This window comes from Streptomyces sp. NPDC029292, from assembly GCF_055569295.1.
In genome coordinates, this window is the sequence record NZ_JBVHXR010000007.1 from 162,828 (window position 1) to 181,290 (window position 18,463).

15 protein-coding genes are annotated in these 18,463 nt (G+C 68.3%); 1 reads left to right on the forward strand and 14 read right to left on the reverse strand.

Going from position 1 to position 18,463, the window contains the following annotated elements; translation table 11 throughout:
* Positions 1–14: 14 nt before the first annotated feature.
* Positions 15–2,006 (reverse strand): DNA helicase RecQ, encoded by a 1,992-nt coding sequence (gene recQ / locus ACZ4WS_RS17780; protein WP_467981682.1) that lies wholly within the window; start codon positions 2,004–2,006, stop codon positions 15–17.
* A 299-nt stretch (positions 2,007–2,305) separates the two neighbouring features.
* Between recQ and ACZ4WS_RS17785 the strand changes: the two genes are divergently transcribed.
* Positions 2,306–2,893: a hypothetical protein gene (locus ACZ4WS_RS17785; protein ID WP_467981363.1), complete on the forward strand. Its 588-nt coding sequence runs from the start codon at positions 2,306–2,308 to the stop codon at positions 2,891–2,893.
* A 55-nt stretch (positions 2,894–2,948) separates the two neighbouring features.
* Here the strand turns inward: ACZ4WS_RS17785 and nuoN are convergent, their stop codons facing one another.
* From nuoN to ACZ4WS_RS17850, 13 genes are read right to left on the reverse strand one after another with little or no spacing between them, the layout of a single operon-like run.
* A complete protein-coding gene (gene nuoN / locus ACZ4WS_RS17790; RefSeq protein WP_467981366.1) occupies positions 2,949–4,598 on the reverse strand; it encodes an NADH-quinone oxidoreductase subunit NuoN in 1,650 nt (549 codons plus the stop codon).
* Positions 4,595–6,166: an NADH-quinone oxidoreductase subunit M gene (locus ACZ4WS_RS17795; protein WP_467981368.1), complete on the reverse strand. Its 1,572-nt coding sequence runs from the start codon at positions 6,164–6,166 to the stop codon at positions 4,595–4,597. The genes nuoN and ACZ4WS_RS17795 overlap by 4 nt, the downstream gene beginning before the upstream one ends.
* A gap of 5 nt (positions 6,167–6,171) precedes the next feature.
* Positions 6,172–8,067: an NADH-quinone oxidoreductase subunit L gene (gene nuoL / locus ACZ4WS_RS17800; protein ID WP_467981371.1), complete on the reverse strand. Its 1,896-nt coding sequence runs from the start codon at positions 8,065–8,067 to the stop codon at positions 6,172–6,174.
* Between the two features lie 14 nt (positions 8,068–8,081).
* Positions 8,082–8,381, reverse strand: a complete 300-nt coding sequence (gene nuoK, locus ACZ4WS_RS17805; protein ID WP_095853175.1) for an NADH-quinone oxidoreductase subunit NuoK — start codon at positions 8,379–8,381, stop codon at positions 8,082–8,084.
* Positions 8,378–9,193, reverse strand: a complete 816-nt coding sequence (locus ACZ4WS_RS17810) for an NADH-quinone oxidoreductase subunit J (protein ID WP_467981374.1) — start codon at positions 9,191–9,193, stop codon at positions 8,378–8,380. Before ACZ4WS_RS17810 ends, nuoK begins: the two co-directional genes overlap by 4 nt.
* Positions 9,190–9,792, reverse strand: coding sequence for an NADH-quinone oxidoreductase subunit NuoI (gene nuoI, locus ACZ4WS_RS17815; protein ID WP_467981376.1), 603 nt, complete (start codon positions 9,790–9,792; stop codon positions 9,190–9,192). The genes ACZ4WS_RS17810 and nuoI overlap by 4 nt, the downstream gene beginning before the upstream one ends.
* A complete protein-coding gene (gene nuoH, locus ACZ4WS_RS17820; protein WP_467981378.1) occupies positions 9,785–11,152 on the reverse strand; it encodes an NADH-quinone oxidoreductase subunit NuoH in 1,368 nt (455 codons plus the stop codon). The genes nuoI and nuoH overlap by 8 nt, the downstream gene beginning before the upstream one ends.
* Positions 11,149–13,653, reverse strand: a complete 2,505-nt coding sequence (locus tag ACZ4WS_RS17825) for an NADH-quinone oxidoreductase subunit G (protein WP_467981380.1) — start codon at positions 13,651–13,653, stop codon at positions 11,149–11,151. The genes nuoH and ACZ4WS_RS17825 overlap by 4 nt, the downstream gene beginning before the upstream one ends.
* Positions 13,650–15,035, reverse strand: a complete 1,386-nt coding sequence (gene nuoF, locus ACZ4WS_RS17830; protein ID WP_467981382.1) for an NADH-quinone oxidoreductase subunit NuoF — start codon at positions 15,033–15,035, stop codon at positions 13,650–13,652. Before nuoF ends, ACZ4WS_RS17825 begins: the two co-directional genes overlap by 4 nt.
* On the reverse strand, positions 15,035–15,811 hold the full coding sequence (gene nuoE, locus ACZ4WS_RS17835) for an NADH-quinone oxidoreductase subunit NuoE (protein ID WP_467981383.1): 777 nt from the start codon (positions 15,809–15,811) through the stop codon (positions 15,035–15,037). The genes nuoF and nuoE overlap by 1 nt, the downstream gene beginning before the upstream one ends.
* Entirely contained in the window at positions 15,808–17,151 is a 1,344-nt protein-coding gene (locus ACZ4WS_RS17840) for an NADH-quinone oxidoreductase subunit D (protein ID WP_467981385.1), read from the reverse strand. Before ACZ4WS_RS17840 ends, nuoE begins: the two co-directional genes overlap by 4 nt.
* The gene (locus tag ACZ4WS_RS17845; RefSeq protein WP_467981387.1) at positions 17,148–17,909 is read right to left on the reverse strand and encodes an NADH-quinone oxidoreductase subunit C; all 762 of its coding nucleotides are present in this window, start codon (positions 17,907–17,909) and stop codon (positions 17,148–17,150) included. Before ACZ4WS_RS17845 ends, ACZ4WS_RS17840 begins: the two co-directional genes overlap by 4 nt.
* On the reverse strand, positions 17,906–18,460 hold the full coding sequence (locus tag ACZ4WS_RS17850; protein ID WP_003998928.1) for a NuoB/complex I 20 kDa subunit family protein: 555 nt from the start codon (positions 18,458–18,460) through the stop codon (positions 17,906–17,908). Before ACZ4WS_RS17850 ends, ACZ4WS_RS17845 begins: the two co-directional genes overlap by 4 nt.
* Between the last annotated feature and the right edge of the window lie 3 nt (positions 18,461–18,463).

Sequence of the window (18,463 nt, forward strand, 5' to 3'; positions counted from 1 at the left end):
AGGGCACCCGGCGCCTATATCCAGTCCTCCGGCTCCGGCTCCATATCCATCTCGGGCCAGTCCGGGTCCGGTGCCTCATCGGGTGCGGGGCCAGGGTCAGTTGCTCCCCCGGGAGCCCCGCCCGAGGAAGCGAGCACCCCCAGCACCCCCTCCCCGTACGTCGCCAGCTTCTTCTCGCCCACGCCGCTGATGCCGCCCAGGTCGGCCACCGAGGTGGGCCACACCGTGGCGATCTCCCGGAGTGTGGCGTCGTGGAAGATGACGTACGCCGGGACGCCCTGTTCCTTGGCCTGTTCGGCGCGCCAGGAGCGCAGGGCCTCGAAGGCGGGGACGAGCTGCGGGGGCAGCTCGGCCGCTGCGGACTTGGCCTTGCGCTCGCCCCGGGAGGACGAGGACGACGAGCGGGAAGCGGTCGGCTTCGGCGGCTCCTTGCGCAACGGCACCTCGCGCTCGCGGCGCAGCACCGTCCCGCTCGCCTCGGTCAGCACCAGCGTCCCGTACTCGCCCTCGACCGCGAGCAGCCCCTGGGCCAGCAACTGCCGTACGACACCCCGCCATTCGGACTCGGACAGCTCCTCGCCGATGCCGAACACGGACAGCTGGTCATGGTCGAACTGGATCACCTTGGCGGTCCGGCGCCCCAGCAGGATGTCGACGATCTGGACCGCCCCGAACTTCTGCCCCCGCTCCCGCTGCAACCGCACCACCGTGGACAGCAGCTTCTGCGCCGCGACCGTGCCCTCCCAGGTCTCGGGCGGCGTGAGGCATGTGTCGCAGTTGCCGCACGCGGGGGTGTGCGGGTCCTGGCCGAAGTAGGCCAGGAGCTGGGAGCGCCGGCACTGGACCGTCTCACACAGGGCCAGCATCGAGTCCAGGTGGGCGGCCGCCCGGCGGCGGAACGCCTCGTCGCCTTCTGAGCCCTGGATCAGCTTGCGCTGCTGGACCACGTCCTGAAGGCCGTACGCCATCCATGCCGTGGACGGCTGTCCGTCACGGCCCGCGCGCCCGGTCTCCTGGTAGTAGCCCTCGACCGACTTCGGCAGGTCGAGGTGGGCGACGAACCGTACGTCCGGCTTGTCGATGCCCATGCCGAAGGCGATGGTGGCGACCACGACCAGGCCCTCTTCACGCAGGAAGCGCGACTGGTGGGCGGCGCGGGTGCCGGCGTCCAGACCCGCGTGGTACGGCACCGCCTCGATGCCGTTGCGGGAGAGGAACTCGGCTGTTTTCTCCACCGAGTTGCGCGAGAGGCAGTACACGATGCCCGCGTCGCCCGCGTGCTCCTCGCGCAGGAAGGACAGCAGCTGCTTCTTGGGATCGGCCTTCGGGACTATCCGGTACTGGATGTTGGGACGGTCGAAGCTCGCCTCGAAGTGGCGGGCGCTCGGCATGCCCAGGCGCTGGGTGATCTCCTTGTGTGTCGCGCGCGTGGCCGTGGCCGTCAGCGCGATCCGCGGGACGTCCGGCCAGCGCTCGCCGAGCAGCGAGAGCGCCAGGTAGTCGGGGCGGAAATCGTGGCCCCACTGCGCCACACAGTGCGCCTCGTCGATCGCGAAGACCGAGATCTTCGCGCGCGACAGCAGATCCAGCGTGGTGTCCAGACGCAACCGCTCCGGTGCCAGGTAGAGCAGGTCCAGCTCCCCCGCCAGGAACTCGGCCTCGACCACCCGCCGCTCGTCGAAGTCCTGCGTGGAGTTCATGAACCCGGCGCGCACGCCCAGCGCCCGCAGCGCGTCCACCTGGTCCTGCATCAGCGCGATGAGCGGGGAAACCACCACCCCCGTACCCGGTCTGACCAGCGCGGGAATCTGGTAGCAGAGCGACTTGCCGCCACCCGTCGGCATCAGAACGACGGAGTCACCGCCCGCCACCACATGCTCGATGATCGCTTCCTGCTCGCCGCGGAAGGCGTCGTACCCGAAGACCCGGTGGAGCGTGGCCAGTGCCTCGCTCTCGCCCAGTGTCCGTGTCGTGTCCGCTCCGGTCATCACACCCGTCCCACCCATCCCGCTCATCGCCCGTCGTCCCCCGTATGTCGTGCTTCGCCCACGACAGCCACCATAGGGCTCCGCACCGACAGCCTCAGAGTTATCCACAGGCTGCGACCGGTCGACTCCCCTACGCACCGGCGCCCGGCCCGCCGCGCTCCCCTGGACGGCGCGCCCGTCGGCGTTCAGCCCGTCGGCCCCCTCCGCATGGCGCCCCCTCGCGATCGCGGGACATGCTGCTCGGGCGGGAGGAGGGGGCCCGCGTCCGACGGACCGGCGCCGGCCCGTACGCCTCACGCGCCTCTAGGAGTCATCGCATGTCCCAGAGTCCTCTCAGGACCGCCATCACCCTCGCGACAGCCGCTGTCGCGTCGCTCTCCCTGGCCCCCGTCACCGCTCACGCCGCCGCGGACGACCCCGCCGACCCGACGGTCCAGGCGCAGCTGGCCGAGGCGTACGCCGCGACGGCGAAGTACCTCTACGAACCGAACGCCGTCGCCGACGGATACGTCCCCAACCTGTGCTCCAACGACCCCATGGGCCACGGCAGCATGGGTTACCACTACTTCAAGGAGTCCCTCTACGGCTCGACCGACCCGGCGAAGCCCGCGGCTCTCCTCTACGAGGACGGGGAGGGCGGGACACGCAGGCTCGCCGGAGTGGAGTGGATTGTTCCGGACCGCGACCAGAGCCTGAAGACGCACGACGACAGGCCTTCGATGTTCGGTGGTCAGAAGTTCGACGGCCCGATGCCCGGCCACATCGCCACCATGCCTATCCACTACGACCTGCACGTCTGGCTCTACAAGGACAACCCCAGCGGCCTGTTCGAGCGTTGGAATCCCACGGTGAAGTGCACAACCAACGGAGCGCCCTCAACGCACTCCGCCCACTCGGCCCACTGACACATGGCTGGGCCCCGCTCCCGAGGAGGGAGCGGGGCCCAGCCATGTGCGCGGTTCAGCGGACGAAGACCCCCGCCTGGCTTGCCAGGTCGAGGAAGTACTGCGGCGCGATACCCAGCACCAGCGTGACCGCCACGCCCACCCCGATCGCCGTCATGGTCAGCGGCGACGGCACGGCGACCGTCGGGCCCTCCGGCCGCGGGTCACTGAAGAACATGAGCACGATCACGCGGATGTAGAAGAACGCCGCGATCGCCGACGAGATCACACCGACTACGACGAGCGCGCCCGCGCCGCCCTCCGCCGCCGCCTTGAACACGGCGAACTTACCGGCGAAACCGGAGGTCAGCGGGATACCCGCGAAGGCCAGCAGGAAGACCGCGAAGACGGCCGCCACCAGCGGAGACCTGCGTCCGAGGCCCGCCCACTTGGACAGGTGCGTCGCCTCGCCGCCCGCGTCCCGTACGAGCGTCACGACGGCGAAGGCACCGATCGTCACGAACGAGTACGCACCCAGGTAGAAGAGCACCGACGAGACACCGTCGGGCGAGGTCGCGATGACACCCGCGAGGATGAAGCCCGCGTGCGCGATCGACGAGTACGCCAGGAGCCGCTTGATGTCGGTCTGGGTGATCGCGACGATCGCACCGCCCAGCATGGTGACGATGGCGACGGCCCACATGACCGGCCGCCAGTCCCAGCGCAGGCCCGGCAGGACGACGTACAGCAGACGCAGCAGCGCGCCGAAGGCGGCCACCTTTGTCGCCGCCGCCATGAAGCCGGTGACCGGTGTCGGCGCGCCCTGGTAGACGTCGGGCGTCCACATGTGGAACGGCACGGCGCCGACCTTGAACAGCAGGCCCATGACGACCATGGCGGCGCCGATGAGCAGCAGCGCGTCGTTGCCCATGGTGCCGACGAGCGCCGGGTCGACGTTCTGGACGGTGCCGTCGACGACCTGCGCGATCGTCGCGTACGACACCGAGCCCGCGTAGCCGTACAGCAGGGCGATGCCGAAGAGCGTGAACGCGGAGGCGAAGGCGCCGAGCAGGAAGTACTTGACCGCGGCCTCCTGCGACAGGAGCCGCTTGCGGCGGGCCACGGCGCACAGGAGGTACAGCGGCAGCGAGAAGACTTCCAAGGCCACGAAGAGCGTCAGCAGGTCGTTGGCCGACGGGAAGACCAGCATCCCGCCGATCGCGAAGAGCAGGAGCGGGAACACCTCGGTGGTGGTGAACCCGGCCTTCACGGCGGCCTTCTCGCTGTCGCTGCCGGGTACGGACGCGGCCTGCGCGGCGAACGAGTCGACCCGGTTGCCGTGTGCCTCCGGGTCGAGCCGCCGCTCGGCGAAGGTGAACACGCCGAGCAGACCGGCCAGCAGGATCGTGCCCTGCAGGAACAGGGAAGGTCCGTCGACCGCGATCGCGCCCATCGCGGCGATGTGCGCCTTGGTGGTGCCGTATCCGCCCGCCGCGAGCGCGACGACCGCGGCGAAGGCGGCGGCGAGTGCGACGACGGAGACGAACACCTGCGCGTAGTAGCGCGACTTGCGCGGCACGAATGCCTCGACCAACACCCCGACGATCGCCGCGCCGATGACGATCAAGGTGGGCGACAATTGCCCGTATTCGATCTTCGGCGCGTCGATCTTCGAGATCGGGTCGGCCGCGGTTGTCCACAGGCTGTGGACGGCTGTTGCGCTCACTTGGCCGCCTCCACCTCGGGCTTGGGGTCCGTCTTGTGTACGTCTGACATGGTTTGCTGGACCGCCGGGTTGACGATGTCGGTGACCGGCTTCGGGTAGACGCCCAGGAAGATCAGCAGGGCGATCAGCGGGGCGACCACCAGGAGCTCGCGCACCCTGAGGTCGGGCATCTCGGCGACTTCGGCCTTCACCGGGCCCGTCATCGTCCGCTGGTAGAGGACGAGCGTGTAGAGCGCGGCCAGGACGATGCCGAAGGTGGCGATGATGCCGACGGCCGGGTAGCGCGTGAACGTGCCCACCAGGACCAGGAATTCACTCACGAAGGGCGCGAGCCCGGGGAGCGAGAGGGTCGCGAGTCCGCCGATCAGGAACGTGCCGGCGAGGACCGGGGCGACTTTCTGCACCCCTCCGTAGTCGGCGATCAGACGCGAGCCACGCCGCGAGATCAGGAAGCCCGCCACCAGCATCAGGGCAGCGGTCGAGATCCCGTGGTTGACCATGTAGAGCGTCGCGCCCGACTGACCCTGGCTGGTCATCGCGAAGATGCCCAGGATGATGAACCCGAAGTGCGAGATCGACGCGTACGCCACCAGCCGCTTGATGTCCCGCTGGCCGACCGCGAGCAGCGCCCCGTAGATGATGCTGATGAGGGCGAGGACGAGGATGACCGGCGTCGCCCACTTGCTCGCCTCCGGGAAGAGCTGGAGACAGAAGCGCAGCATCGCGAAGGTGCCGACCTTGTCGACGACCGCCGTGATCAGCACGGCGACCGGGGCCGTGGCCTCACCCATGGCATTGGGCAACCAGGTATGCAGCGGCCACAGGGGCGCCTTCACCGCGAACGCGAAGAAGAAGCCGAGGAAGAGCCACCGCTCCGTGCTGGTCGCCATGTGCAGCGAGCCGTTGGCGCGGGCCTGCACGATCTCCTGGAGCGAGAAGCTTCCGGCCACTACGTAGAGGCCGATGACCGCGGCCAGCATGATCAGGCCGCCGACCAGGTTGTAGAGGAGGAACTTCACCGCGGCATACGACCGTTGGGTCGCCGCCACCTCGTCGCCGTGCTCGTGGGCCTTGTCCCCGAAGCCGCCGATGAGGAAGTACATCGGGATCAGCATGGCTTCGAAGAAGATGTAGAAGAGGAAGACGTCGGTGGCCTCGAAGGAGATGATCACCATCGCCTCGACGCCGAGAATCAGGGCGAAGAAGCCCTGCGTCGGCCGCCACCGCTTGTGCCCCGTCTCGAGCGGGTCGGCGTCGTGCCACCCGGCGAGGATGATGAACGGGATCAGCAGCGCGGTCAGCGCGACGAGCGCCACCCCGATGCCGTCCACCCCCAGCTCGTACCGCACCCCGAAGTCCTTGATCCAGGAGTGGGATTCGGTGAGCTGGTATTGCTTGCCGCCGGGGTCGAAACGGACCAGGGTCACCGCGGCGAGCACCAGTGTGGCCAGCGAGACGACCAGCGCCAGCCACTTGGCGGCGACACGCTGTGCGGCCGGTACGGCAGCCGTGGCGATCGCCCCGAGGGCCGGGAGCGCCGCCGTCGCTGTCAGCAGAGGAAAGGACATCGGTATCAGACCGCCCTCATCAGCAGGGTCGCGGCGATGAGGATCGCCGCACCGCCGAACATCGAGACCGCGTACGAGCGCGCATAGCCGTTCTGCAGCTTGCGCAGCCGCCCGGAGAGGCCGCCCATCGAGGCCGCCGTCCCGTTGACGACCCCGTCGACCAGGGTGTGGTCGACGTACACCAGGGAGCGCGTGAGGTGCTCGCCGCCGCGTACCAGCACGACGTGGTTGAAGTCGTCCTGGAGCAGGTCGCGCCGGGCGGCCCGGGTGAGCAGGGAACCGCGCGGGGCGAGCACCGGGACGGGACGGCGCCCGTACTGGGCGTACGCGATTCCGGCGCCGACGACGAGGAGCACCATCGTGGCCAGCGTGACTGTGAGGGCGCTGACGGGCGAGTTGCCCTCCGAGTGCCCGGTGACCGGCTCCAGCCAGTGCAGGAAGCGGTCGCCGATGCTGAAGAACCCACCCGCGAAGACCGATCCGAAGGCCAGCACGATCATCGGGATCGTCATGGACCTGGGCGACTCGTGCGGGTGCGGCTCATGGCCCTCCGCGTCCGGCTGCCAGCGCTTCTCTCCGAAGAACGTCATCAGCATCACGCGCGTCATGTAGTACGCGGTGATCGCCGCGCCCAACAGGGCCGCGCCGCCGAGGATCCAACCCTCGGTGCCGCCCTTGGCGAAGGCCGCCTCGATGATCTTGTCCTTGGAGAAGAAGCCGGACAGGCCGGGGAAGCCGATAATCGCGAGGTAGCCGAGACCGAAGGTCACGAACGTGATCGGCATGTACTTCCTGAGGCCGCCGTACTTCCTCATGTCGACCTCGTCGTTCATGCCGTGCATGACCGAACCGGCGCCGAGGAAGAGCCCGGCCTTGAAGAAGCCGTGCGTCACCAGGTGCATGATCGCGAAGACGTAGCCGATGGGGCCGAGGCCCGCGGCCAGCACCATGTAGCCGATCTGCGACATGGTCGAGCCGGCGAGCGCCTTCTTGATGTCGTCCTTTGCGCAACCGACGATCGCACCGAAGAGGAGCGTGACGGCGCCCACCACGGTGACCACCAACTGCGCGTCGGGCGCTCCGTTGAAGATCGCGCCCGAGCGGACGATCAGGTACACACCCGCGGTCACCATGGTCGCGGCGTGGATGAGGGCCGAGACCGGAGTCGGGCCTTCCATCGCATCCCCGAGCCAGGACTGCAGGGGCACCTGGGCGGACTTGCCGCAGGCTGCGAGCAGCAGCATCAGGCCGATGGCGGTGAGCTTGCCCTCACTGGTGTCGCCCACGCTGTCGAAGACGGGCTTGAACGCGAACGTCCCGAACGTGGTGAACATCAGCATGATCGCGATTGACAGCCCCATGTCACCGACGCGGTTGACCAGGAAGGCCTTCTTCGCGGCGGTCGCGGCGCTGGGCTTGTGCTGCCAGAAGCCGATGAGCAGGTACGAGGCGAGACCCACACCCTCCCAGCCGACGTACAGCAGGAGGTAGTTGTCGGCGAGGACGAGCAGCAGCATCGCCGCGAGGAACAGGTTCAGATAGCCGAAGAAGCGGCGCTTGCGCTCGTCGTGCTCCATGTACCCGACCGAGTACAGATGGATCAGCGAGCCGACGCCGGTGATCAGCAGCACGAAGGTCATCGACAGCTGGTCGAGCTGGAAGGAGACGTCGGCCTGGAAGCTGCCGACCGAGATCCAGCTGAACAGGTACTGGCTGATGACCCGGTGCTCCGCGTCCTTCCCCAGCATGTCGGCGAAGAGCACGACGCCGATCACGAAGGAGGTGGCCGCGAGAGCCGTACCGATCCAGTGGCCGACGGCGTCCAGCCGCCTTCCGCCGCACAGCAGTACGGCCGCTCCGAGCAGAGGCGCCGCTACCAGCAGCGCAATCAGGTTCTCCACGATTCAGCGACCCCTTACAGCTTCATCAGGCTGGCGTCGTCGACCGAGGCCGAGTGGCGGGAACGGAACAGCGACACGATGATCGCGAGCCCGACCACGACCTCCGCGGCGGCGACGACCATCGTGAAGAAGGCGATGATCTGGCCGTCGAGATTGCCGTGCAGGCGGGAGAAGACGACGAACGCGAGGTTGCAGGCGTTGAGCATGAGCTCGACGCACATGAACACCACGATCGCGTTCCGTCTGATCAGCACGCCGGTGGCGCCGATCGTGAACAACAGGGCGGCGAGATAGAGGTAGTTGACCGGGTTCACTTCGACCCCTCCCCCGACTTCGTGCGCTCCAGGCGCTCCTCGGCGCGCTGCTCCAGGGCCTTCAGGTCGCTCAGTGCCTCGGTCGACACGTCACGGATCTGGCCGCGCTCCCGCAGCGTCTTGTTGACGGTCAGCTCGGACGGGGTGCCGTCGGGCAGCAGGCCCGCGATGTCCACCGCGTTGTGCCGGGCGTAGACACCGGGCGCCGGCAGCGGCGGCAGGTGCTTGCCCTCCCGTACGCGCTGCTCGGACAGCTCGCGCTGGGTCTTGGCGCGCTCGGTGCGCTCGCGGTGCGTGAGGACCATGGCGCCGACGGCGGCCGTGATGAGCAGGGCGCCGGTGATTTCGAAGGCGAACACGTACTTCGTGAAGATGAGAGCCGCGAGGCCCTCCACGTTCCCGTTCGCGTTGGCCTTCGCCAGGCCGTTGAAGTCCTTGATGGACGCGTTGCCGATGCCCGCGATCAGCAGGATGCCGAAGCCCAGCCCGCACACCAGGGCCAGCCAGCGCTGCCCCTTGATGGTCTCCTTCAGGGAGTCCGCCGCGGTGACACCGACGAGCATGACCACGAAGAGGAACAGCATCATGATCGCGCCGGTGTAGACGATGATCTGCACGACGCCCAGGAAGTACGCCCCGTTGGCGAGGTAGAACACCGCCAGGATGATCATGGTCCCGGCGAGACTGAGCGCGCTGTGCACGGTCTTCTTCATGAAGACGGTGCCCAGGGCGCCGAGGACGGCGACGGTGCCGAGGATCCAGAACTGGAAGGCCTCTCCGGTGGAGGTGGAGTAGGCGGCCAGGTTGCTCATGTCCCTACCTCCTCACCGGCTGGCTTCTCACCTTCGGAGACGGCGATTTGGCGCTCCGTGCCGGGTGCCGCCTCGGTCACCAGGCCCCGGTAGTAGTCCTGCTCGTCCGTGCCGGGGAAGATCGAGTGCGGCGTGTCGACCATGCCCTCCTCGAGCCCGGCGAGCAGCTGCTCCTTGGTGTAGATGAGGTTGGCGCGGCTGCTGTCGGCGAGCTCGAACTCGTTCGTCATCGTGAGCGCGCGCGTGGGGCACGCCTCGATGCACAGGCCGCACAGGATGCAGCGGGCGTAGTTGATCTGGTAGACGCGGCCGTACCGCTCGCCCGGCGAGTAGCGCTCCTCGTCGGTGTTGTCCGCGCCCTCCACATAGATGGCGTCCGCGGGGCAGGCCCAGGCACACAGCTCGCAGCCGACGCACTTCTCCAGGCCGTCCGGGTGGCGGTTGAGCTGGTGCCGGCCGTGGAACCGCGGGGCGGTGGTCTTCTGCTGCTCCGGGTACTGCTCGGTCAGCCGCTTCTTGAACATGGCCTTGAAGGTCACGCCGAAGCCGGCGACGGGGTTCTGGAAACCGGGCTTGGTCTCCTTCGGCTCCTCAGCCATCGGACCCCTCCTTTCCGTCACGAGTTCCGCCATTTGATCCGTCACTCGCAGTATCGGACCCGCCACTGACAATCAACTCCCGCTCGCGGCGCGGGCGGCGCCGCGGCACCGGCGGCAGCTCCTGTCCCGGCAGCGGCGGTACGGGGAATCCGCCCGCCATCGGGTCGAAGGCGGCGGGCGCCTCCTGCTCCTTGGCGCCGCGGTCGCGGAAGATGTCCGCGACGAACGAGAGCAGCAGCAGGACGAGGACACCGCCGCCGACGTACAGGGCGATGTCGGCGAAGTCGTAGTTCTCGTTCCTCAGGGTCCGTACGGTCGCGACGAGCATCAGCCAGACCACGGAGACCGGAATGAGGACCTTCCAGCCGAGCTTCATCAGCTGGTCGTAGCGCACGCGCGGGAGCGTGCCGCGCAGCCAGATGAAGAAGAACAGCAGCAGCTGCACCTTCACCACGAACCAGGCCATCGGCCACCAGCCGTGGTTGGCGCCCTCCCAGAAGGTGCTGATGGGCCACGGGGCCCGCCAGCCGCCCAGGAAGAGCGTGGTCGACACGGCCGAGACCGTCACCATGTTCACGTACTCGGCGAGCATGAACATCGCGAACTTGATGGACGAGTACTCGGTGTTGAAGCCGCCGACCAGGTCGCCCTCGGACTCCGGCATGTCGAAGGGGGCGCGGTTCGTCTCGCCGACCATCGTCACGATGTAGATCAGGAACGAGACGGGCAGCAGGATGATGTACCAGCGATCGTGCTGCTGCTCGACGATCGTCGAGGTCGACATCGACCCGGAGTAGAGGAACACCGAGGCGAACGCGGCGCCCATGGCGATCTCGTACGAGATCATCTGCGCGCAGGACCGCAGTCCGCCGAGCAGCGGGTACGTGGATCCAGAACTCCAACCCGCGAGCACGATCCCGTAGATGCCCACCGAGGCGATCGCGAGGATGTAGAGCATCGCGATCGGCAGGTCGGTGAGCTGCATCGTGGTGCGGTGGCCGAAGATCGAGATCTCGTTCCCGGCGGGCCCGAAGGGGATCACCGCGATCGCCATGAAGGCCGGGATGGCCGCGACGATCGGCGCGAGGACGTAGACCACTTTGTCCGCGCGTTTGACGATGACGTCTTCCTTGAGCATCAGTTTGATGCCGTCGGCGAGCGACTGGAGCATGCCCCAGGGGCCGTGCCGGTTGGGCCCGATGCGCAGCTGCATCCAGGCGACGACCTTGCGCTCCCACACGATGGAGAACAGCACGGTCACCATCAGGAAGGCGAAGCAGAAGACCGCCTTGATGACGACCAGCCACCACGGGTCGCGGCCGAACATGGAGAGGTCTTCAGCGGCGAGGTACGGAGTCATGCCTCCACCTCCTTGGGGGCCTCGGTGGCGAGCGTCGCCGGGCCGATGCGGACGAGTGCGCCGGGCAGCGCGCCCGTGTCGGAGGCGACGCCCCCGCCGGTGGAGTTCAGCGGGAGCCAGACCACGCGGTCGGGCATCTCGGTGATCTGCAGGGGGAGTTCGACTACTCCGGAGGGGCCGGTCACGGCGAGGAGATCGCCGTCCTTGACGCCCGCCTCGGCGGCCGTGGCGGCCGACACGCGCGCGCGTGCCGCGTGCCGGGTCCCGGCGAGCGCTTCGTCGCCCTCCTGGAGGCGGCCCTGGTCGAGCAGCAGCCGGTGCCCGGCCAGCACGGCCTCTCCGACGGCGGGGCGCGGCAACTGCGCCGCGGTCTCCAGGGGTTCGGTGGCCCGCGGCCCGTCCCACGCGCCGAGCCGGTCCAGCTCCCCGCGCGTGGTGCGCAGATCCGGCAGACCCAGGTGTACGTCCATGGCGTCGGCCAGCATCTGAAGTACGCGCGCGTCGGTGGGCGCGAGGCGGCGGGTCATCTGGTCGGGCTTGAGCGCGGCCTCGAAGAAGCGGGCCCGGCCTTCCCAGTTGAGGAAGGCGCCCGCCTTCTCGACGACCGCGGCTACGGGGAGTACGACATCGGCGTGCTCGGTGACCTCGCTGGGGCGCAGTTCCAGCGACACCAGGAAGCCCACTTCGGAAAGTGCCGCACGCGCGCGTGCCGGGTCGGGAAGGTCGGCAACCTCCACGCCCGCGACCACCAGGGCCTGCAGTTCGCCGCCGGCGGCGGCCTCGACGATCTGGCCGGTGTCACGGCCGTAGCGGTGCGGAAGTACGGAGACGCCCCAGGCGGACGCGACCTCGTCCCGCGCGCGCGGGTCGGTGGCCGGACGTCCGCCCGGCAGCAGCGAGGGCAGCGCGCCCGCCTCGATCGCGCCGCGTTCCCCGGCCCGGCGCGGAATCCACACCAGCTGGGCGCCGGTCGCGGACGCGGCCCGTACGGCGGCGGTGAGCCCGCCCGCCACGGCGACGAGCCGCTCGCCGACGACGATCACCGCCCCCTCGGTGCGCAGCGCCTCGGCGGCCTTGGCGCCGTCGCCCTCCAGACCGACCCCGCTGGCGAGCGCGTCCAGCCACTCGGTCTCGGTGCCGGGTGCGGCGGGCAGCAGCGTGCCGCCCGCCTTCTCCAGGCCGCGCGTCGCGTGCGTGGCGAGCGAGAAGGTCTTCTGCCCGTGTCCGCGCCACGCCTTGCGCAGCCGCAGGAAGACGCCGGGCGCCTCCTCCTCGGACTCGAATCCGGCGAGCAGGACGGCGGGCGCCTTCTCCAGCGAGGTGTACGTGACGCCCGTACCGTCGAGATCCCGTCCACGTCCGGCGACGCGGGCCGCCAGGAAGTCGGCCTCCTCGGCGCTGTGCACGCGCGCGCGGAAGTCGATGTCGTTCGTGTCGAGAGCCACACGCGCGAACTTGCTGTACGCGTAGGCGTCTTCGACGGTGAGACGGCCGCCGGTCAGGACGCCCGTCCGGCTGCGCGCCGCCAACAGCCCTTGAGCCGCCGCTTCCAGGGCCTCCGGCCAGGACGCAGGTTCAAGGACACCGTCGGCATTGCGTACGAGAGGCGTGTCCAGCCGGTCCCGCTGCTGCGCGTACCGGAACCCGAACCGTCCCTTGTCGCAGAGCCACTCCTCGTTGACCTCGGGGTCGGGGGACGCGAGGCGTCGCATGACCTTGCCGCGCCGGTGGTCGGTGCGGGTCGCGCAGCCGCCGGAGCAGTGCTCGCACACGGAGTGCGAGGAGATGAGGTCGAAGGGACGCGAGCGGAAGCGATACGCCGCCGACGTCAGCGCGCCCACCGGGCAGATCTGAATCGTGTTCCCGGAGAAATACGACTCGAAGGGGTCGCCTTCGCCGGTGCCGACCTGCTGGAGCGCGCCCCGCTCGATCAGCTCGATCATCGGGTCGCCCGCGATCTGGTTGGAGAAGCGGGTGCAGCGGGCGCACAGCACGCACCGCTCGCGGTCGAGCAGCACTTGCGTGGAGATCGGGACGGGCTTCTCGTACGTCCGCTTCTTGCCCTCGAAGCGGGACTCGGCGTGGCCGTGCGACATGGCCTGGTTCTGCAGGGGGCACTCGCCGCCCTTGTCGCAGACCGGGCAGTCCAGCGGGTGGTTGATGAGCAGCAGCTCCATCACACCCTTCTGGGCCTTTTCGGCGACAGGAGAGGTGAGGTGAGTCTTGACGACCATCCCGTCCGTGCAGGTGATCGTGCAGGACGCCATGGGCTTTCGCTGGCCCTCGACCTCGACGATGCACTGGCGGCAGGCGCCGGCCGGTTCGAGCAGCGGGTGGTCGCAGAAGCGGGGGATCTCGATGCCGAGCTGTTCGGCCGCGCGGATGACCAACGTGCCCTTGGGCACGCTGATCTCCACGCCGTCGACCGTCAGCGAGACGAGATCCTCCGGCGGGACCGCCGCCTCCCCGCCTCCGGAGGGAGCGCTGGTGGTCACGGTCATGCGTTCACCTCCGTGTGCTTGTCCGCCCATACCGTGGACTTGGCCGGGTCGAAGGGGCAGCCGCGGCCCGTGATGTGCTGCTCGTACTCCTCACGGAAGTACTTGAGCGAGGAGAAGATCGGCGAGGCGGCACCGTCGCCAAGAGCGCAGAACGACTTGCCGTTGATGTTGTCGGCGATGTCGTTGAGCTTGTCGAGGTCGGACATGACGCCCTTGCCTGCCTCGATGTCGCGCAGCAACTGCACGAGCCAGTACGTCCCTTCGCGGCACGGCGTGCACTTGCCGCAGGACTCATGGGCGTAGAACTCGGTCCACCGCGTGACCGCCCGTACGACACAGGTCGTCTCGTCGAAGCACTGGAGCGCTTTGGTGCCGAGCATGGAACCGGCGGCGCCCACTCCTTCGTAATCAAGAGGGACGTCGAGGTGCTCGTCGGTGAACATCGGGGTCGAGGAGCCGCCCGGCGTCCAGAACTTCAGCCGGTGTCCGGGCCTGATCCCGCCGCTCATGTCGAGGAGTTGACGGAGCGTGATGCCGAGCGGGGCCTCGTACTGGCCGGGACTGGCGACGTGGCCGCTGAGCGAGTAGAGCGTGAAGCCCGGGGACTTCTCGCTGCCCATCGACCTGAACCATTCCTTGCCTTTTTGCAGAATTGCGGGAACTGACGCGATCGACTCGACGTTATTTACAACAGTTGGACACGCATAGAGGCCCGCGACGGCAGGGAAAGGGGGACGAAGTCGCGGCTGACCACGGCGGCCTTCGAGCGAGTCGAGCAGTGCGGTCTCCTCACCGCAGATGTACGCGCCCGCGCCCGCGTGCACGGTGAGCTGGAGGTCGAGTCCGCTGCCCAGGATGTTCTCGCCCAAGTAGCCGGCCGCGTAGGCCTCACGCACGGCCTCGTGCAACCGCCGCAGCACGGGGACCACTTCACCGCGCAGATAGATGAACGCATGCGAAGACCGGATGGCATAACACGCGATCACAATGCCCTCGATGAGGCTATGCGGGTTCGCGAAGAGGAGCGGGATGTCCTTGCAGGTTCCCGGCTCGGATTCGTCGGCGTTGACAACTAGATAGTGAGGCTTGCCATCACCCTGAGGAATGAACTGCCACTTCATTCCGGTGGGGAATCCCGCGCCGCCTCGGCCGCGCAGACCGGAGTCCTTGACGTACGCGATGAGGTCGTCCGGCGACATGGCGAGCGCCTTGCGCAGCCCCTCGTACCCCTCGTGCCTCCGGTAGACGTCGAGCGTCCAGGACTCGTCCTCGTCCCAGAAGGCCGACAGCACGGGTACGAGCAGCTTCTCGGGGCTGGTTCCTCCCCCACGCTCGAACTCGCTCGCGCGGGCGGTGCCCCCATTCTCGGGTGCCAAGGTCATCACTCCCCCTCCTCTGTGGCCGGGCCGGACGGCCGCTCGTCCTGAGGACCCTCACCACGCGGATGTACTACGCGCGCAGGCTGCGTCTCGCCCTTGGCCAGGCGCAGCCCCACCAGTGATGCCGGTCCCGCGCTGCCGCCCGCCTCGACAGCCCCTTCGCGCTCGTCGGGGAAGCCCGCCAGGATCCGGGCGGTGTCCTTGAACGTGCACAAGGGGGCGCCGCGGGTGGGTTCGACCTGTGCTCCCGCGCGCAGGTCGTCTACGAGGCGCTTCGCGGAGGCCACGGTCTGGTTGTCGAAGAACTCCCAGTTGACCATCACGACCGGCGCGAAGTCGCAGGCCGCGTTGCACTCGATGTGCTCCAGGGTGACCTTGCCGTCGTCGGTGGTCTCGCCGTTGCCGACGCCCAGGTGGTCCTGGAGGGCTTCGAAGATCGCGTCGCCGCCCATGACCGCGCACAGGGTGTTGGTGCAGACACCCACCTGGTAGTCACCGGAGGGCTTCCGCCGGTACATCGAGTAGAAGGTCGCGACCGCGGTGACCTCGGCCGTGGTCAGGCCGAGCACGTCCGCGCAGAACCGCTGCCCCGTGCGCGTGACATGGCCCTCCTCCGACTGCACGAGATGCAGCAACGGAAGGAGCGCCGAGCGGGAGTCCGGGTAGCGGGCGATGATCTCGCGCGCGTCCGCTTCGAGCCGGGCTCGAACGTCGTCCGGGTAGTCGGGCGCGGGCAGTTGGGGCATGCCCAGGCTGACACCCTCGGAGGAAGTGGTCACCGGTCGACGCCTCCCATCACGGGGTCGATGGACGCGACGGCGACGATGACGTCGGCGACCTGGCCGCCCTCGCACATCGCCGCCATGGCCTGAAGGTTGGTGAAGGACGGGTCACGGAAGTGGACCCGGTAGGGGCGGGTGCCCCCGTCGGACACGACGTGCACCCCGAGCTCGCCCTTGGGCGACTCGACCGCCGCGTACGTCTGTCCCGGCGGGACGCGGAAGCCCTCGGTCACCAGCTTGAAGTGGTGGATCAGGGCCTCCATGGAGGTACCCATGATCTTCTTGATGTGGTCGAGGGAGTTGCCGAGACCGTCGGGGCCGAGCGCGAGCTGGGCGGGCCAGGCGATCTTCTTGTCGGCGACCATGACCGGGCCGGGCTGCAGCCGGTCCAGGCACTGCTCGACGATCCGCAGAGACTGGCGCATCTCCTCCAGGCGGATCAGGAAGCGCCCGTAGGAGTCGCAGGTGTCGGCGGTGGGGATCTCGAAGTCGTACGTCTCGTAGCCGCAGTACGGCTGGGTCTTGCGCAGGTCGTGCGGCAGGCCCGCCGAGCGTAGGATCGGTCCGGTGGCGCCGAGGGCCATGCAGCCGGCGAGGTCCAGGTAGCCGACGTTCTGCATACGGGCCTTGAAGATGGGGTTCCCGGTGGCGAGCTTGTCGTACTCGGGAAGGTTCTTCTTCATCTTCTTCACGAACTCGCGGATCTGGTCCACCGCGCCCGGCGGCAGGTCCTGGGCGAGTCCGCCGGGGCGGATGTACGCGTGGTTCATCCGCAGGCCGGTGATCAGCTCGTAGATGTCGAGAATGAGTTCACGATCACGGAAGCCGTAGATCATGATCGTGGTGGCGCCGAGCTCCATACCCCCGGTGGCGATGCACACCAGGTGGGAGGAGAGCCGGTTCAGCTCCATGAGGAGCACACGGATGATCGTCGCGCGGTCGGGGATCTGGTCCGTGATGCCGAGGAGCTTCTCGACCGCGAGACAGTAGGCCGTCTCGTTGAAGAACGGCGTCAGATAGTCCATGCGCGTCACGAACGTGGTGCCCTGGGTCCACGTGCGGAATTCGAGGTTCTTCTCGATGCCGGTGTGGAGGTAGCCGATGCCGCAGCGGGCCTCGGTGACCGTCTCGCCGTCGATCTCCAGGATGAGCCGGAGCACGCCGTGCGTGGAGGGGTGCTGCGGCCCCATGTTGACGATGATGCGCTCGTCGTCGGACTTCGCCGCGGACTGGGCGATCTCGTCCCAGTCGCCGCCGGTGACCGTATATACGGTGCCCTCGGTCGTCTCGCGGGCCGAAGCGGCTGACTCCGCGGAAGAAGGGGTCTGCGTGCTCATGAGTACGACCTCCGCTGGTCCGGAGCCGGGATCTGGGCGCCCTTGTACTCGACGGGGATGCCGCCGAGGGGGTAGTCCTTGCGCTGCGGGAAGCCCTGCCAGTCGTCCGGCATCATGATTCGCGTCAGTGCCGGGTGACCGTCGAAGATCAGCCCGAAGAAGTCGTACGTCTCGCGCTCGTGCCAGTCGTTCGTCGGATACACCGGGACGAGCGACGGGACGTGCGGGTCGGCGTCGGGGGCGCTGACTTCGAGGCGGATCAGCCGGTTGTGGGTGATCGAGCGCAGGTGGTAGACGGCGTGCAGCTCGCGCCCCTTGTCGCTGGGGTAGTGCACTCCGCTCACGCCCGTGCACAGTTCGAAGCGGAGGGCCGGGTCGTCGCGCAGGGTCTGGGCGACGCGGACCAGGTACTCGCGCTCGATGTGGAAGGTGAGCTCGTCGCGGTCGACGACCGTCTTTTCGATGGCGTTCCCAGGGACGAGTCCCTGTTCCTCCAGGGCGCCTTCCAACTCGTCGGCGACCTCGTCGAACCAGCCGCCGTAGGGGCGGGTGGCGGGGCCGGGAAGCCTGATCGAGCGGACCAGGCCGCCGTAGCCGGAGGTGTCGCCGCCGTTGTTGGCACCGAACATGCCACGCTGGACGCGGATCTCCTCTCCGCCCTCGCCGCGCTGGCCGGGGAGGTTCGAGGCGCCGAGGTCCTTCTCGGGGTTGACGCCGTTACCTGACGTGTTCGCCCCGTTGCCGTTCGCGTCACTCACCGCAGCAGGCCCTTCATCTCGATGGTGGGGAGCGCCTTGAGCGCCGCTTCCTCCGCCTCGCGGGCCGCCTCCTCGGCGTTCACGCCGAGCTTTGAGGTCTGGATCTTCTGGTGGAGCTTGAGAATCGCATCCATCAGCATCTCGGGCCGCGGCGGACAACCGGGCAAATAGATGTCGACCGGGACGATGTGGTCGACGCCCTGCACAATTGCGTAATTGTTGAACATTCCACCTGATGACGCGCAAACCCCCATGGAGATCACCCACTTGGGGTTGGGCATCTGGTCGTAGACCTGCCGCAGCACCGGCGCCATCTTCTGACTGACCCGGCCGGCGACGATCATCAGGTCCGCCTGGCGCGGTGATCCGCGGAAGACCTCCATGCCGAAGCGCGCGAGGTCGTAGCGGCCCGCGCCGGTGGTCATCATCTCGATGGCACAGCAGGCGAGTCCGAATGTGGCGGGGAAGACGGACGCCTTGCGCACCCAGCCCGCGGCCTGCTCGACGGTGGTCAGCAGGAATCCGCTCGGCAGCTTTTCTTCGAGTCCCATGTC

Bases quoted from the DNA above. Each gene is read 5' to 3' on its own strand.
- recQ (WP_467981682.1), bottom strand. From the start codon at position 2,006: ATGGGTGGGACGGGTGTGATGACCGGAGCGGACACGACACGGACACTG.
- ACZ4WS_RS17785 (WP_467981363.1), top strand. From the start codon at position 2,306: ATGTCCCAGAGTCCTCTCAGGACCGCCATCACCCTCGCGACAGCCGCT.
- ACZ4WS_RS17795 (WP_467981368.1), bottom strand. From the start codon at position 6,166: ATGTCCTTTCCTCTGCTGACAGCGACGGCGGCGCTCCCGGCCCTCGGG.
- ACZ4WS_RS17810 (WP_467981374.1), bottom strand. From the start codon at position 9,193: ATGAGCAACCTGGCCGCCTACTCCACCTCCACCGGAGAGGCCTTCCAG.
- nuoI (WP_467981376.1), bottom strand. From the start codon at position 9,792: ATGGCTGAGGAGCCGAAGGAGACCAAGCCCGGTTTCCAGAACCCCGTC.
- nuoH (WP_467981378.1), bottom strand. From the start codon at position 11,152: ATGACTCCGTACCTCGCCGCTGAAGACCTCTCCATGTTCGGCCGCGAC.
- ACZ4WS_RS17825 (WP_467981380.1), bottom strand. From the start codon at position 13,653: ATGACCGTGACCACCAGCGCTCCCTCCGGAGGCGGGGAGGCGGCGGTC.
- nuoF (WP_467981382.1), bottom strand. From the start codon at position 15,035: ATGACCTTGGCACCCGAGAATGGGGGCACCGCCCGCGCGAGCGAGTTC.
- ACZ4WS_RS17840 (WP_467981385.1), bottom strand. From the start codon at position 17,151: ATGAGCACGCAGACCCCTTCTTCCGCGGAGTCAGCCGCTTCGGCCCGC.
- ACZ4WS_RS17850 (WP_003998928.1), bottom strand. From the start codon at position 18,460: ATGGGACTCGAAGAAAAGCTGCCGAGCGGATTCCTGCTGACCACCGTC.